The sequence below is a fragment of the Pseudotabrizicola sediminis genome (assembly GCF_004745575.1).
In the GTDB taxonomy this organism is placed as follows: Bacteria; Pseudomonadota; Alphaproteobacteria; order Rhodobacterales; family Rhodobacteraceae; genus Pseudotabrizicola; species Pseudotabrizicola sediminis.
This window is the reverse complement of sequence record NZ_RPEM01000004.1, coordinates 210,358-223,962: the sequence shown is the minus strand read 5'-3', so window position 1 is coordinate 223,962 and position 13,605 is coordinate 210,358. Positions and strand designations below refer to the sequence as shown.

12 protein-coding genes are annotated in these 13,605 nt (G+C 65.7%); 7 read left to right on the top strand and 5 right to left on the bottom strand.

Features of this window, described 5'->3' with window-relative positions:
• Positions 1–67 precede the first annotated feature (67 nt).
• From EEB11_RS07925 to cobA, 7 genes are read left to right on the top strand one after another with little or no spacing between them, the layout of a single operon-like run.
• On the top strand, positions 68–1,357 hold the full coding sequence (locus EEB11_RS07925) for a CmpA/NrtA family ABC transporter substrate-binding protein (RefSeq protein ID WP_135430007.1): 1,290 nt from the start codon (positions 68–70) through the stop codon (positions 1,355–1,357).
• A 10-nt stretch (positions 1,358–1,367) separates the two neighbouring features.
• A complete protein-coding gene (gene ntrB / locus EEB11_RS07920; RefSeq protein ID WP_135430005.1) occupies positions 1,368–2,252 on the top strand; it encodes a nitrate ABC transporter permease in 885 nt (294 codons plus the stop codon).
• Positions 2,249–3,058 (top strand): ABC transporter ATP-binding protein, encoded by an 810-nt coding sequence (locus EEB11_RS07915; RefSeq protein ID WP_245298813.1) that lies wholly within the window; start codon positions 2,249–2,251, stop codon positions 3,056–3,058. The genes ntrB and EEB11_RS07915 overlap by 4 nt, the downstream gene beginning before the upstream one ends.
• Before the next feature lie 5 nt (positions 3,059–3,063).
• A complete protein-coding gene (gene nirB / locus EEB11_RS07910; RefSeq protein WP_135430003.1) occupies positions 3,064–5,490 on the top strand; it encodes a nitrite reductase large subunit NirB in 2,427 nt (808 codons plus the stop codon).
• Positions 5,487–5,822 (top strand): nitrite reductase small subunit NirD, encoded by a 336-nt coding sequence (gene nirD, locus EEB11_RS07905; RefSeq protein WP_135430001.1) that lies wholly within the window; start codon positions 5,487–5,489, stop codon positions 5,820–5,822. The genes nirB and nirD overlap by 4 nt, the downstream gene beginning before the upstream one ends.
• Positions 5,819–8,416, top strand: a complete 2,598-nt coding sequence (locus EEB11_RS07900; RefSeq protein ID WP_135429999.1) for a nitrate reductase — start codon at positions 5,819–5,821, stop codon at positions 8,414–8,416. Before nirD ends, EEB11_RS07900 begins: the two co-directional genes overlap by 4 nt.
• Positions 8,413–9,234 (top strand): uroporphyrinogen-III C-methyltransferase, encoded by an 822-nt coding sequence (cobA, locus tag EEB11_RS07895; protein WP_135429997.1) that lies wholly within the window; start codon positions 8,413–8,415, stop codon positions 9,232–9,234. The genes EEB11_RS07900 and cobA overlap by 4 nt, the downstream gene beginning before the upstream one ends.
• A 41-nt stretch (positions 9,235–9,275) precedes the next feature.
• On the opposite strand, the gene EEB11_RS07890 is transcribed toward cobA, so the two are convergent.
• The 5 genes from EEB11_RS07890 to EEB11_RS07870 form a co-directional block, all read right to left on the bottom strand.
• Positions 9,276–10,211: an NAD-dependent epimerase/dehydratase family protein gene (locus EEB11_RS07890; RefSeq protein ID WP_135429995.1), complete on the bottom strand. Its 936-nt coding sequence runs from the start codon at positions 10,209–10,211 to the stop codon at positions 9,276–9,278.
• Between the two features lie 98 nt (positions 10,212–10,309).
• Complete coding sequence (locus EEB11_RS07885; RefSeq protein WP_135429993.1) at positions 10,310–11,113, bottom strand: glycosyltransferase family 2 protein; 804 nt, start codon at positions 11,111–11,113, stop codon at positions 10,310–10,312.
• The gene (locus tag EEB11_RS07880; protein WP_135429991.1) at positions 11,110–11,682 is read right to left on the bottom strand and encodes a DedA family protein; all 573 of its coding nucleotides are present in this window, start codon (positions 11,680–11,682) and stop codon (positions 11,110–11,112) included. The genes EEB11_RS07885 and EEB11_RS07880 overlap by 4 nt, the downstream gene beginning before the upstream one ends.
• Before the next feature lie 4 nt (positions 11,683–11,686).
• Entirely contained in the window at positions 11,687–12,808 is a 1,122-nt protein-coding gene (locus EEB11_RS07875) for a ceramide glucosyltransferase (protein ID WP_245298812.1), read from the bottom strand.
• Positions 12,808–13,602, bottom strand: coding sequence for a UDP-2,3-diacylglucosamine diphosphatase (locus EEB11_RS07870; RefSeq protein ID WP_167852693.1), 795 nt, complete (start codon positions 13,600–13,602; stop codon positions 12,808–12,810). Before EEB11_RS07870 ends, EEB11_RS07875 begins: the two co-directional genes overlap by 1 nt.
• Positions 13,603–13,605 lie beyond the last annotated feature (3 nt).

Below are 13,605 nucleotides of genomic sequence, written 5' to 3'. Positions count from 1 at the left end.
CTTTTTGCCGTTCAGCCCAAGCCCGCCGCGCACCCGCCGGCCCGGCCTTTGCCAGAGGACACGCCACATGACCCTGATCCAGCCCACCCGCCGCAGCTTTCTGAAATCCGCCGTCAGCGTCGCCGCAACCGCCGCAGGCGCCCGCCTTGCCCTGCCGGGCGGGGCATGGGCCGCCACCCCCACGCCCGAGGTCACCGGCTGCACGCTGGGCTACATCGCCCTGACCGATTCCGCGCCACTGATCATCGCCTTTGAAAAAGGCTTCTACGCCAAACACGGCATGCCCGATGTGAAGGTGGAAAAGCAGGCCAGCTGGGGGGCCACGCGCGACAACATGGCCCTTGGGTCGGCAGGTGGTGGCATTGATGGCGGCCATATCCTGCGCCCCAAGGTGCATCTGTATGCCACCGGCAAGGTCATGCAGAACAACCAGCCGCTGCCGATGTATACCCTGCTGAGCCTGAACGAGGATTGTCAGGGCCTGTCGGTGGCGCAAGCCTACGCCGATACCGGCGTCGGGCTGGATTCGTCACCGCTGCGCGAGGCCTTTGCCGCCAAACGCGCCGCCGGGCAGGAAATCCCGGTCGCCATGACCTTCCCCGGTGGCACCCATGATCTGTGGATGCGCTACTGGCTGGCCGCAGGCGGGATCGACCCGACGAAAGACGTCGATCTGATCGTGGTGCCGCCGCCGCAAATGGTGGCCAACATGAAGGTCGGCAATATGGAGGCCTTCTGTGTGGGCGAGCCGTGGAACGAACAACTTGTCAACCAGGGCATCGGTTTCACCGCGGCCACCACCGGCGAGGTTTGGGCCAACCACCCCGAAAAGGTGCTGGGCATGCGGGCCGCATGGGTCGACGCCAACCCGAACGCCACCCTCGCCCTGATGATGGCGGTGATGGAGGCGCAGATCTGGTGCGAAGACGCCGCCAACAAGGACGAGATGGCCGAAATCATTGGGCGCCGGCAATGGTACAACGTGCCCGTCGGCGACATCATCGGCCGTATCAAAGGCGAAGTGAACTATGGCAACGGCCGCACCGCATCGGACCCGGCATTGGCGATGAAGTTCTGGCGGGGTGGGGCCACCTCCTTCCCGTGGAAGTCGCTGGATGCGTGGTTCATCACCGAAAACAAGCGCTGGGGGTACTTCCCCGGCGATCTGGACACCAAGGCCACTGTTGACGCCACCAACCGCAGCGATCTGTGGCTGCAGGCGGCGGCGGGTCTGGGGATCGACACCAGCGCCTTTGGCGACAGCCGGGGCACAGAGACGTTCTTTGACGGCAAGATCTTCGACCCCGCCAATGCAGATGCCTATCTCGACAGCCAGTCGATCAAGGCCATGGTGTAAGGGGGTGGGCATGTCTGTTGTAGTGCTCAAGAAAACCCCCGCCCCGGCCAAACACCCCCCGGCGCAGGTGGTGCCGCTGCCGGTTGCCGCGAAATCCGGGCAATGGGCGCAGAAGTCGCTGGCATGGATCGTCTCGTCGGTCCTGCCGCCGCTGGTGGTGCTGTTCGTGCTGCTGGCGATCTGGCAGATCGCCTTTTCCGGCCCTGATGCCGGGTTGCCCACACCCACCAAGGTCTGGGCCGAAAGCAGCGAGCTGATCCTTGATCCGTTCTTTGTCTACGGCTCGCAGGACATCGGCCTTGGCTGGCGGGTGCTGACCTCGCTTGAACGGGTGGCCTACGGGTTTGGCCTTGCCGCCGTGGCGGGCGTGCTGATGGGCGCGGTCATTGGCCAGTCGGCGCTGATGATGCGCGGCTTCGACCCGATCTTTCAGGTGCTGCGCACAGTGCCGCCACTGGCCTGGCTGCCCATCAGCCTGGCCGCCTTCATGGACAGCCGGCCAAGCGCGATCTTCGTGATCTTCATCACCGCGATCTGGCCCATCATCATCAACACCGCCGCCGGGGTCCGCGCCATTCCGCAGGATTACCGCAATGTCGCCGCCGTGTTGCGCCTGAACCAGATCGAGTTCTTCTGGAAGATCATGGTCCCCTCTGCCGCACCCTACATCTTTTCCGGCCTGCGCATCGGGGTTGGCCTGTCCTGGCTCGCCATCGTTGCGGCTGAGATGCTGACCGGCGGCGTGGGCATCGGGTTCTTCATCTGGGATGCGTGGAATTCCTCGCGCCTGACCGACATCATCGTGGCACTGATCTACATCGGGGTGACCGGCTTTGTGCTGGACCGTCTGGTGGGCTGGATCGGTTCTGTCGTCTCAAGAGGAACAGCATCATGACCATGGCACCGACAAAATACCTGCACATCGACCGCATCAGCAAAACCTTCACCAACGGCTCCAAGGTGACCGAGGTTCTGCAAGACATCCGCCTGACCATCGACAAGGGCGAATTCGTCTCGATCATCGGCCATTCCGGCTGTGGCAAATCCACCTTGCTGAACCTGATCGCGGGCCTGACCGACGTGACCACGGGTGCCCTGAAACTGGAAGGCCGCGAGGTGAACGCACCGGGGCCGGAACGCGCCGTGGTGTTCCAGAACCACAGCCTGCTGCCCTGGCTGACCGTTTATGACAACGTGAAGCTGGCGGTTTCCAAGGTGTTTTCCGGCACCAAGACGCGGGCGGAACGCCACGACTGGATCATGCAGAACCTTGATCTGGTGCAGATGATCCATGCCGCCGACAAACGCCCCGGCGAGATTTCGGGCGGCATGCGGCAGCGGGTGGGCATTGCCCGCGCCCTGTCGATGGAACCCAAGGTGCTGCTGCTCGATGAACCCTTCGGCGCGCTCGACGCGCTGACCCGGGCGCATCTGCAGGATGCGGTCATGGATATCCACGCCCGCCTTGGCAACACCATGATCATGATCACCCATGATGTCGATGAAGCCGTGTTGCTGGCCGACCGCATCGTGATGATGACCAACGGCCCGGCGGCCACGATCGGCGAGGTGCTGGAGGTTGCCATCCCCCGCCCGCGCGACCGCATCGCGCTTGCCAGCCATCCCGATTACGTCCGCGCCCGCGAAGCGGTGCTGCGGTTCCTCTATGAACGTCACCGCTTCGTCGAAGCGGCGGAGTAAAGATCATGAAACAGAAACTTGTGGTGGTCGGCGCAGGCATGGCCTCGGGCCGCATGCTGGAGGCTGTGTTTGAGGCGGGGGGCAATTTCGACGTCACCCTGTTCAACGCGGAACCGCGCGGCAACTACAACCGGCTGATGCTGTCGCCGGTGCTGTCCGGGGAAAAAACCTACGACCAGATCGTGACGCATGATGCAGACTGGTATCAGGCCCATGGCGTCGACTGCCGCTTTGGTGAACCCGTGGTCAAGATCGACCGCGCCAACCGCATCGTCACGTCCAACACCGGCGGCGTGCCCTATGACGCGCTGGTCATCGCCACCGGGTCGGCCCCGTTCATCGTGCCGGTGCCGGGCAAGGATTTGCCGGGCGTGGTCGCCTACCGTGATCTGGAAGACACCAATGCGATGATTGCCGCCAGCCGCCCCGGTGCACGCGCCGTAGTGATCGGTGGCGGTCTGCTGGGGCTTGAGGCCGCCGCAGGCATGGCCGCGCGCGGGGCCGAGGTAACGGTCATCCACCTGATGGGCCACCTGATGGAACGTCAGCTCGACCCCGCCGCCGGATATCTGCTGCAAAAGGATCTCGAACGCCGCGGCATCCGCATCCATTGCAAGGGGGCCACCAAAGCCATTCTGGGCACGGATAGGGTGGAGGCGGTTTTGCTGGAAGACGGCACCGTCTACCCCGCTGATCTGGTCTGCATGGCCGTCGGCATCCGGCCCGAGGTGCGGCTGGCCAATGACGCGCATCTCGACGTGGGGCGTGGCATCACGGTCGATGACCAGATGCGCACATCCGATCCCGCAATCTTCGCGCTGGGCGAATGTGTGGAGCATGACAAGCAGGTGTTCGGCCTCGTCGCGCCGCTGTATGATCAGGCCAAGGTGCTGGCAGCCACGTTGCTGGGTCAACAGGCCGCCTTCAAACCCGTGCAAACCGCCACCAAGCTGAAGGTCACTGGCGTCGATCTGTTCAGCGCCGGCGATTTCGCCGATGCACCGGGGCGCGAGGATATCGTGTTCCGCGATCCGGGGCGCGGCGTCTACAAGCGCCTGATCCTTGAGGGCGCGCACCTGATCGGCGCGGTGATGTATGGCGATACCGCCGATGGCGCGTGGTTCTTTGACCTGATCAAACAGCGCCGCGATGTCACCGATCTGCGCGACACGCTGATCTTTGGCCCGGCCTTTCAGGGAGGTGCCCAAACGGACCCTCTGGCAGCCGTTGCAGCCTTGCCGCCTGAGGCGGAAATCTGTGGCTGCAACGGCGTGTGCAAGGGAAAAATCGTGACCGCCATCGGCGGCGGGGCCACCACGCTGGAACTTGTGCGCAGCACCACAAAAGCCAGTGCCAGCTGCGGCACCTGCACGGGCCTCGTGGAACAGGTGATGGCCCTGACACTGGGCGACAGCTTCAGCGCCAATGCCAACCCGCCCATGTGCAAATGCACCGATCACACCCATGAAGACGTGCGCAGGCTGATCAAGTCGATGGGCCTGAAATCCATTCCCGCTGTGATGCAGGACCTGGGCTGGAAAACCGTGGGCGGCTGCGCGTCGTGCCGTCCTGCGCTGAACTACTACCTGATCGCCGACTGGCCGATGGACTACACCGATGACCGCCAGTCGCGGTTCGTGAACGAACGCAACCACGGCAATATCCAGAAGGATGGCACCTATTCCGTTGTGCCGCGCATGTGGGGCGGCGTCACCACGCCGGCTGAATTGCGCGCCATCGCCGATGCCGCCGACCGCTACGGCGTCCCGATGGTCAAGGTCACCGGCGGCCAGCGGATCGACCTTCTGGGCGTGAAAAAGCAAGATCTGCCCGCCATCTGGTCCGACCTGAACGCCGCCGGAATGGTCTCGGGCCACGCTTATGCCAAGGGCCTGCGCACCGTGAAAACCTGCGTCGGCACCGACTTCTGCCGCTTTGGCACCCAGGATAGTACCGGGCTGGGCATACAGCTGGAAAAACTGCTCTGGGGCTCATGGACCCCCGCTAAGGTGAAACTGGGCGTCTCGGGTTGCCCGCGCAACTGTGCCGAAGCCACCTGCAAGGACATCGGCGTGGTCTGCGTGGACTCAGGGTATGAGATCAGCGTGGCCGGGGCCGCAGGCATGGACGTGCGCGAAACCGAGTTTCTGTGCAAGGTCACCACCGAGGCCGAGGTCATGGAGGTGATCGCCGCCTTTACCCAGCTTTACCGCGAAAACGCCCGTTATCTGCACCGCATCTACAAATGGGTGGCCAAGGTGGGGCTCGATTGGTGCCGCGCGCAGGTCGAAGACCCGGCCACGCGCCGCGCGCTGTATGACCGTTTCATGCTGTCGCAGTCGATATATCAAACCGACCCATGGGCCGACCTTGCCGCAAAACCGGCAGACTGGGCCCCGATAGCCGACCTGACGCTGAGGGCCGCAGAATGACCGCATTCATCGACATCGCCGCATTGGAAGACATTCCGCGTCAGGGCGCGCGGCTGGTGAAAACCGTGCTGGGCTGCATCGCGGTGTTCCGCACTGCCGATGATCAGGTCTTCGCGCTGGAAGACCGCTGCCCGCACAAGGGCGGGCCGTTGTCCGAAGGCATCGTGCATGGCACATCGGTCACCTGCCCGCTGCACGCCTGGGTGTTCGACATGAACACCGGGCAAGCGCAGGGTGCCGATGATGGCGCGGTGCAGACCTTCGCGGTGCGGCTGGAAGCGGGCCGCGTGCTGCTGGACGCCACCCGCCTTGCCCGGCGCAGCGCCGCATGACCGGGGTCAGCACAACCTGCCCCTATTGCGGCGTCGGCTGCGGCGTGATCGCCACGCCGGATGGCAGGGGCGGCGTGCAGATCAAGGGCGACCCCGACCACCCGGCCAACCGGGGCCGCCTGTGCGTCAAGGGCGCGGCACTGGGTGAAACCCTGTCCACCGAGGGGCGGCTCCTGTCGCCGATGATCCGTGGGCAACAGGCGACTTGGGACAGCGCGCTGGACGAAGTGGCGGCACGGTTTTCGCAAACCATCGCAGCCCACGGGCCGGACTCGGTGGCGCTTTATGTCTCCGGCCAACTCCTGACCGAAGATTACTACGTCGCCAACAAACTGATGAAAGGCTTCATCGGCAGCGCCAATATCGACACCAACAGCCGCCTGTGCATGGCGTCTAGCGTAGCAGGCCACCGCCGCGCCTTCGGCTCCGACACCGTGCCGGGCCAGTATGAGGATCTGGAACTGGCCGATCTGGTGGTGCTGGTCGGCAGCAATCTGGCGTGGTGCCACCCGGTGCTGCACCAGCGCCTGATGGCCGCCAAAGCCGTACGGCCTGCATTGAAAATCGTCGTCATCGACCCGCGCCGCACCGCCACCTGCGAAGGGGCCGATCTGCACCTTGCGCTGGCCCCCGGCGCGGATGCGCATCTGTTCAACCTGCTGCTGTGTCAGCTTGCGGATCAGGGTCACCTGAACCCGGACTTCCTGCACCATGTGACCGGGCTGGACGCGGCCCTTGCCAGCGCGCGCATCAGCACCCCCGCCGCAACCGGATTGCCCCCGGCGGATCTGGCCGCCTTCCTCACCCTCTGGGCCAGCACCGAACGGGTGGTCACCGTCTATTCCCAAGGCATAAACCAGTCCGACTCTGGCACCGACAAGGTGAATGCCATCCTCAACTGCCACCTTGCCACCGGCCGCATCGGCCGCCCCGGCATGGGGCCGTTTTCCATCACCGGTCAGCCCAATGCCATGGGCGGGCGCGAGGTGGGGGGGCTGGCCAATATGCTCGCCTGCCATCTGGATCTTGAAAACCCCACCCACCGCGACGCGGTACAAGGCTTCTGGGCCGCACCCGCCATGGCAACCCAGCCGGGGCTGAAGGCGGTGGACATGTTCCGCGCGGTTGAAGACGGGCGGATCAGGGCGCTGTGGGTCCTGCACACCAACCCCGCCGTCACCATGCCCGACGCGGATCGCGTGGCCCGTGCCATCGCTGCTTGCGATTTCGTCGCGGTCAGCGACCTTTGGCCCAACACCGACACCGCCCGTCTGGCGCATGTGCTGCTGCCCGCCGCAGGCTGGGGCGAAAAGAACGGCACCGTCACCAACTCTGAGCGCATGATCAGCCGCCAGCGTGGCTTTGCCCCGCCCCCCGGTCAGGCCCGGGCGGATTGGTGGCAGCTGGCACAAGTGGCGCAGCGCATGGGGTTTGCGGGGTTTGACTGGGACAGCCCCGCGCAGATCTTTGATGAATACGCCCGCCTGTCCGGTGTGGCTGGCACCTTGGGCAGCGATTTCGACATCTCGGGGCTGGTCGGCACCGCTTACGAAGCCTTTGCCCCGGTTGTCTGGCCGCAGGCCGCCAAGCGGGGCGGCAGGTTCTTTGCCGATGGCCGCTTTCACACCCCCGATGGCCGTGCCCGCATGATGCCCGTCACCGCCAGCCTGCCCGCCGCAGTGACCAAGGCCCTGCCATTCCGCCTGAACACCGGCCGCGTACGCGACCAATGGCACACCATGACCCGCACCGGCATGGCCCCGCGCCTGACGCAGCATCTGGGCGAACCGTATCTGGAACTGCACCCCGCTGATGCTGCGGGTCTGGGGCTGGCCCCCGCCTCTCTGGCCGAGGTCAGCAACAGCCATGGCCGCTGCATCCTGCGCGTCATGATCAGCGACAAGGTCCAGCCCGGCCACCCCTTCGCCCCGATGCACTGGACGGGTGAGACCGCCCCCACGGGCCGCATTGATGCGCTGGTTCCGGGCCTGACAGACCCCGTGTCCGGCCAACCCGCCAGCAAATCCGCAACTGTGGCCATCCGCCCCTTTGCCGCCGGCTGGTACGGCTTTGCCCTGTCACACCGCGATGTGACCCCGGCCTGCGACTATTGGGCCGAGGGCCGGACTGCGGGCGGCATCCAGCTGGAACTGGCAGGGCAGGTGGCACCAGAGGACTGGCCTGCATGGGCCTCTGCCCTGTTTGACCTGCCATCCCCCTCGGCGATGGTGTCAGACCCGGCGCAGGGCGTACATCGCATGGCCTTTACTTCTCATGGCAAGCTTGTCGCCGCCTTGTTCATCGCGCGCACTCCGGTCCTGCTGTCGCGCGCCCACCTGACCACCGCCCTTGGCACCACCGACCTGTCGGTGCTGGCAGGCCGCCCCGCAGCCGACCGCCCCGATCCGGGGCCAACGGTCTGCGCCTGTCTGAATGTCGGGCTCAACACCATCCTGCGCGCCATCACCGGCGACGGGCTGATGAGCGTTGATGCCATCGGTGCCGCCCTTGGCGCGGGCACCAATTGCGGCTCCTGCCGCCCGGAACTTGCCGCCCTTTTGTCCCGTCACAGCCACCGCGAGGCCGCCGAATGAGCTTTCTTCAGAACCCCGCCACCATCCTCCCCGATCTGGACAAGGCACCACGCGGGCGCATCACGCTGGTCGGGGCCGGGCCGGGCGCGGCGGACCATCTGACGCTGCGGGCGGTGCGCTGCCTTGGGCAGGCCGATGTCATCTACTACGACCGGCTGGTCGACCCTGAAGTGCTGGCCTTCGCCCGCCCCGGCGCGGAATGCGTCTTTGTCGGCAAAGAGGTCGGCGCCCACAGCTGGCCGCAATCCCGCATCGACGCCACCATCGTCGCCGCCGCGCTGCAGGGCAAGCATGTGGTGCGGCTGAAATCGGGTGACCCTTCGATCTTCGGGCGCGCAGGCGAAGAAATCGCCGCCGCCCGCGCCCATGGGATTCCCATCGACATCATCCCCGGCGTCACCGCCGCCTCTGCCGCTGCGGCCAGCCTGTGCCAGCCGCTCACCCTGCGCGGGGCGACAGACCGGGTGGTGCTGGCCACGGCAACCTGCTGCACCGGCGACATGCCATCGGGCGTGGCCGAAATGGCGCGTCCCGGCACGTCACTGGTGTTCTACATGGCGATGAAGCAACTCGACGCGCTGACCGCGCAATTGCTGCTGGCCGGTGTGGCACCCGGTCAGCCGGTGACGGTTGCCGCCAATATCTCGCGTCCCGATGAGCGCGCGATTACGACCACGCTGGCCCGCCTGTCGCAGGATTGCGCTGCGGCCAGGCTGCGCAATCCGGCGATCATTCTGATCGAACTGGCAAAGCCGGCTGGGGAAAGACCGACAGCGGCAGGCGCGAACGCAGGTGCCGAACTGGTTTGCCCCGTCTGAACCGGCCCGCTGCGCAACTGGCTGTCACGCGATCTTCCTGCTTAAGATGCCGTCCGGATCATGTCGCGCAGACTGTCCTCCAGCGAAACCCTCGGGGTCCAGCCGGTGGCCGCCACCAGACGCGCGGGGCTTCCGATGCTTCTGGTGACGCCAGCCACGTTGTGCGCAGCGCCTTCGCGGACAACCGGTTGCCAGCCGCCAATGCGGCACAGCACGTCCAGAACCTCTTGCAGACTGTGCCCCAGACCTGTGGCCACATTGAACACCCCACGCGGACCCTGCGGCTGGCCCAGCATCACCAGCGCCGCCGCCACATCGCGCACATCCACCCAGTCGCGCACCGATTGGGGATTGGACAGGGCAAATGCCGAAGGATCGGCGCGCAGCCGTGCGACAAACACCTGGGGCACCAGATGCGCGGGCTGGCCGGGGCCGGTCACATTGAACGGGACGGCGACCGCCAGATCAAGGTCAAGCCGCTCCGCCTGCGCCAGCGCATGCAGCGTCGCCGCCGCCTTGCTGACCCCGTAGGCCCCGGCTGGGCGCAGCGGATGATCTTCGGTGGTGGCCGCCAGACCCTCTGGCATCGGCGCATAGATCGCGGCTGACGACACCACCACCAACCGCACGGGCTGCGGCAGGCGCGCGGCGGCTTCAATCAGCCGCACCGTGGCGGTCAGGTTGGCGGCGGTCAGCGCGGCCCGGCCCTCCCCGGTCTCGGGCGCATGGGTCAGACCTGCGCAGTGGATGATGGTGTCGGGCCGCAGCCCTGCCAGCACAGGGGGCAGCGGGTCGGTCGCCAGATCGGCGCAGACAGCCTCCACTCCCCCCGGCAAAGGCACATCCGGGGCGGTCCGGCACACTCCGATCGCGCGATGACCGGTTGCCAAAAGCGTTTGCACAACCGCCCTGCCGACAAAACCGCCGGCCCCGGTCACAACCACCCGTCGTCCCGCCCTGTGCTGAATGGGTTCCATCTGCCCGCCTTTGCCTTAGCCAGTTGCCGCAAGCTTGGCAGCAATCGCCAGCGGCAAGCAACCGCTGTCAGCGCACAGGCGCAAAGATCCGGCCGGTCTCAGCCCTTTGCATCCCGGTTTGATGCGGCGCGGCTGGCGCGTCTTTGGCCCTGCTCTGTCACCCAGTGCACAAAACGCTGCGGCAGGCTTTCGGCCATCTCGGTCTGCATCTGCGCTTTTGCGGCACCGCCACTGGCCCGGCGCAAAAAGGTGATCTGGCGAAAGGTTGTCGTGATCGACACGGTGACCAGAATGTCGCGCATCATGCCGATATCGGCAAGGATACCCGCCCGCCAGCCGGTCTTCTGCGCCTTCGACGGGCTGGAAACGCGGGCCCAGCGGACAATGGCCACCGACAGACCGGCGGCCTGAATATGGGTGTTCAGGAACACTTCCACCCCAAAGCGCGGCAGCGCCTTCATACCGGGCAGCAGAGGCCGGATCAGCCACATCGGCAGCACCCGCTCACCTGTGATGTAGTCGACGCCCAGCCAATGCCAGACCCGGGGCGCGTTCCCCCGCAACGACAGCGCCACATCGGCCTGCCCCTCTGCCACCGGTGCCATCAGGCGTGACAGGTCTGTGGCACCCAACCCGGTCAGGTCGGCATCCAGCAGCAGCACATGGCTGGTGCGGACGCGGGCCAGCGCGTGCGCCAGCGCCGCCGACTTCCCCCGGTTGGGGAAAAGCCGCAACACCTGCACCGCGGCCGCCCGGGCGATGGCGGCAGTGTCATCGCCCGATCCGTCATCCACCACCACGACGGACTGGATCATCGGGTGCCCCTGCACGGCCGCCAGAACGCCAGCGATCCGCGCGGCCTCGTTATGCGCGGGGATCAGACAGGTGAAGGTCGGTGTCATTTGTCTCTCTCGCTGCGGGATGTGACATGAAACATGGCCAGCACAAAAATGCAGAACAGCACCAGAAGTGCCCCACCGATCAGCCCGTTGCCGACCCGGTCCGTCACCGCGCCGAACCACCAGCCGATGGCAAGGCAGACGGCAGTCTTAGGCAGGGTTGCCAAGGTGTTCAGCACCAAAAAGCGCATCACAGGCATCCGTGCCATGCCCGCCGCCAGCAACACGGCAAAGCCCGCCGAATGCGTCAGCTTGCCAAGCACGAGAAGCCGCCCGCCATTGCGCCGGAAGGCCCGCAGCGCGGTTGCCAGCCGCCGCCGCGTCACGCCAAAACGCGCCAGCCAGGGTAGCGCCAGACCGGCGCGCCCCCGGCGCCCGATCCAGTACATCAGCAGATCGCCGGCAAGATCGGCCACGACCAGAACCCCGAACACCCAGTGCAGCGGCACAAGCCCCGCCTTTGCCAGATACCCTGACACGACAGACACCACCGGCCCTTCCAGCAGGGCCAAAGGCGCAATGATCAGCAACCCATAGTCGCGGATCAGCGCGCCGACATCGGCTTCGGTCATGCGCCTACTCGGCAGGCAGGGCGCTGGACGAAGGCGACAGCGTCGTGCCCCGCCAGTCAAAGCCCCGCCGCAGGAAGGTGGCCAGCCAGATCGGCATCATCATCAGGTCGCGCAGCAGCAAAACCGGTACCGCCCACAGACCCGAAGGCCAACCCGCGCGGGCGGCAACAAAAACTTCCGACAGATACCACACAGCCGCATAGACCAGACCAAAGACTGGATCGGCCCTTGTCAGCATCACGGCCCCGAACGCGGCTGCAACCGGCACCACACCACCGTTCAGAACCTCAAAGGCAAACAGCACCGGAAAGGCGTCACGCCGCACCCGGCTCCACCGCAGCTGGCGGTTCCAGACCTGCACCATGCTGCGCCGCCCGATCGGCTGGGCAAAGGGCAGGGGGGTCAGCGTCACTTCACGCCCCAGTGCCCGCGTGATCTGTGTGGCGGCGGCATCTTCGGCCAGTGTCTGGCCCAGTTCCCGCAACCCACCGGCATGTTCCAGCAAAGGCTTGTTGAAAAACAACGTCTTGCCCTGCGCATAGGCGGGGCCGACGCTGGCGGCGGCATGTTGCAGCAGCGCCTGATTGCTGTTGAGAAAGGCACACTCCAGCAATCCGCCCAGGTTCTGCGGGCGCGATCCCACCGGGGGCGAAGACACCAGCCCCGTCGCCGGTCCCCAGCTGCCGACGACCGTCGCCAGATAGTCCGGCGGCAGCATCAGATTGCTGTCGGTCATGCAGACCCAGTCGCCGCTGGCCGCGTTCCAGCCCTTCAGCACGTTGTTCAGCTTGGGATTGCCCGAAATCCGGTCCATCCCGATCAACAGGCGCGCGGGCACATGGGGATTGCGCGCGATCAACTGATTGACCAAAGCAATCACCGGGTCATCCGAGGTTTGCGCGCAAAAGATGATCTCATAGCGGGGATAGTCCTGATCAAAGGACGATTGCAGCGTTTCTTCGTCAAACGCATCCACCCCGCACACCGGCCGCAACAGCGTCACAAACGGCTGGCCGATGACACCTTTCGCCGGTGCCTTGCGGCCAAGCCGATGCAGATACAGCCCCACGGCCACCAGATGCGCCAGCAAAAGCCCGGCGGCCAATGCGGTCAATGCCAAAGCCATCATGCTGCTCCCTCCAGATCCTGCGACGCCATTCCCGTGCTGATCGCCGCAGCCACCGGCCGCCAGGACAGCAGCCGCAGACTGCCGTCGGAATGCTCCGCCAGTGCCGTCATGCTGTCCAGCCAGTCGCCACAGTTGGCATAGGTCAGCCCGTGGTCATCATGCAGGCCCGCGATGTGGAAATGCCCGCAGATCACCCCATGCACACCGTGCTGCCGCGCCATTTCCACCAGATGGCGTTCATGCTTGCGCCCCCGGTACAAAAGCGAATTGACCCCGGCCAGCAGCGCCTCGATGGTGCTGCGCGCCTCTGCCGAGGTGCCGCGCCGCAGCACGGACAGCCCACGGTCAAGCAGGCGCAGCATATGGTCGATCCGGCTGCCCAGACGGGTCATCGTGTGCGAACGGACCATCCGTGCATCCGCAATGTCGCCGTGCAGCACCAGATAGCGGCGCTGATCCCCGGCCTCATGGATCACATGATCCACAGCCGCCACGGCAAGATGCTTGGGGGCGGGTGCCAGCGTCGGGTCCGGGTCATGGTTGCCGCGCAAATAATGGATCACGGCTCCGGCCGTCTGCCGGTCGCGCAGATGATCGACCACCCGCTGCGCGTCCTCTGTCCAATGCGGCAACAGCGGCTGCCACAGGTCAAGCACATCGCCGACCAGAAAGTAGGTGTTCGCATGGTTGTGCTGCAGGAAAGACAGGATCAGGTCTGCCCGGCTGCCCAAAGCCCCAAGATGCAGATCAGACAGGAACAAGGCGCTGTGATGTCGGACTGATCTGGTCATGCG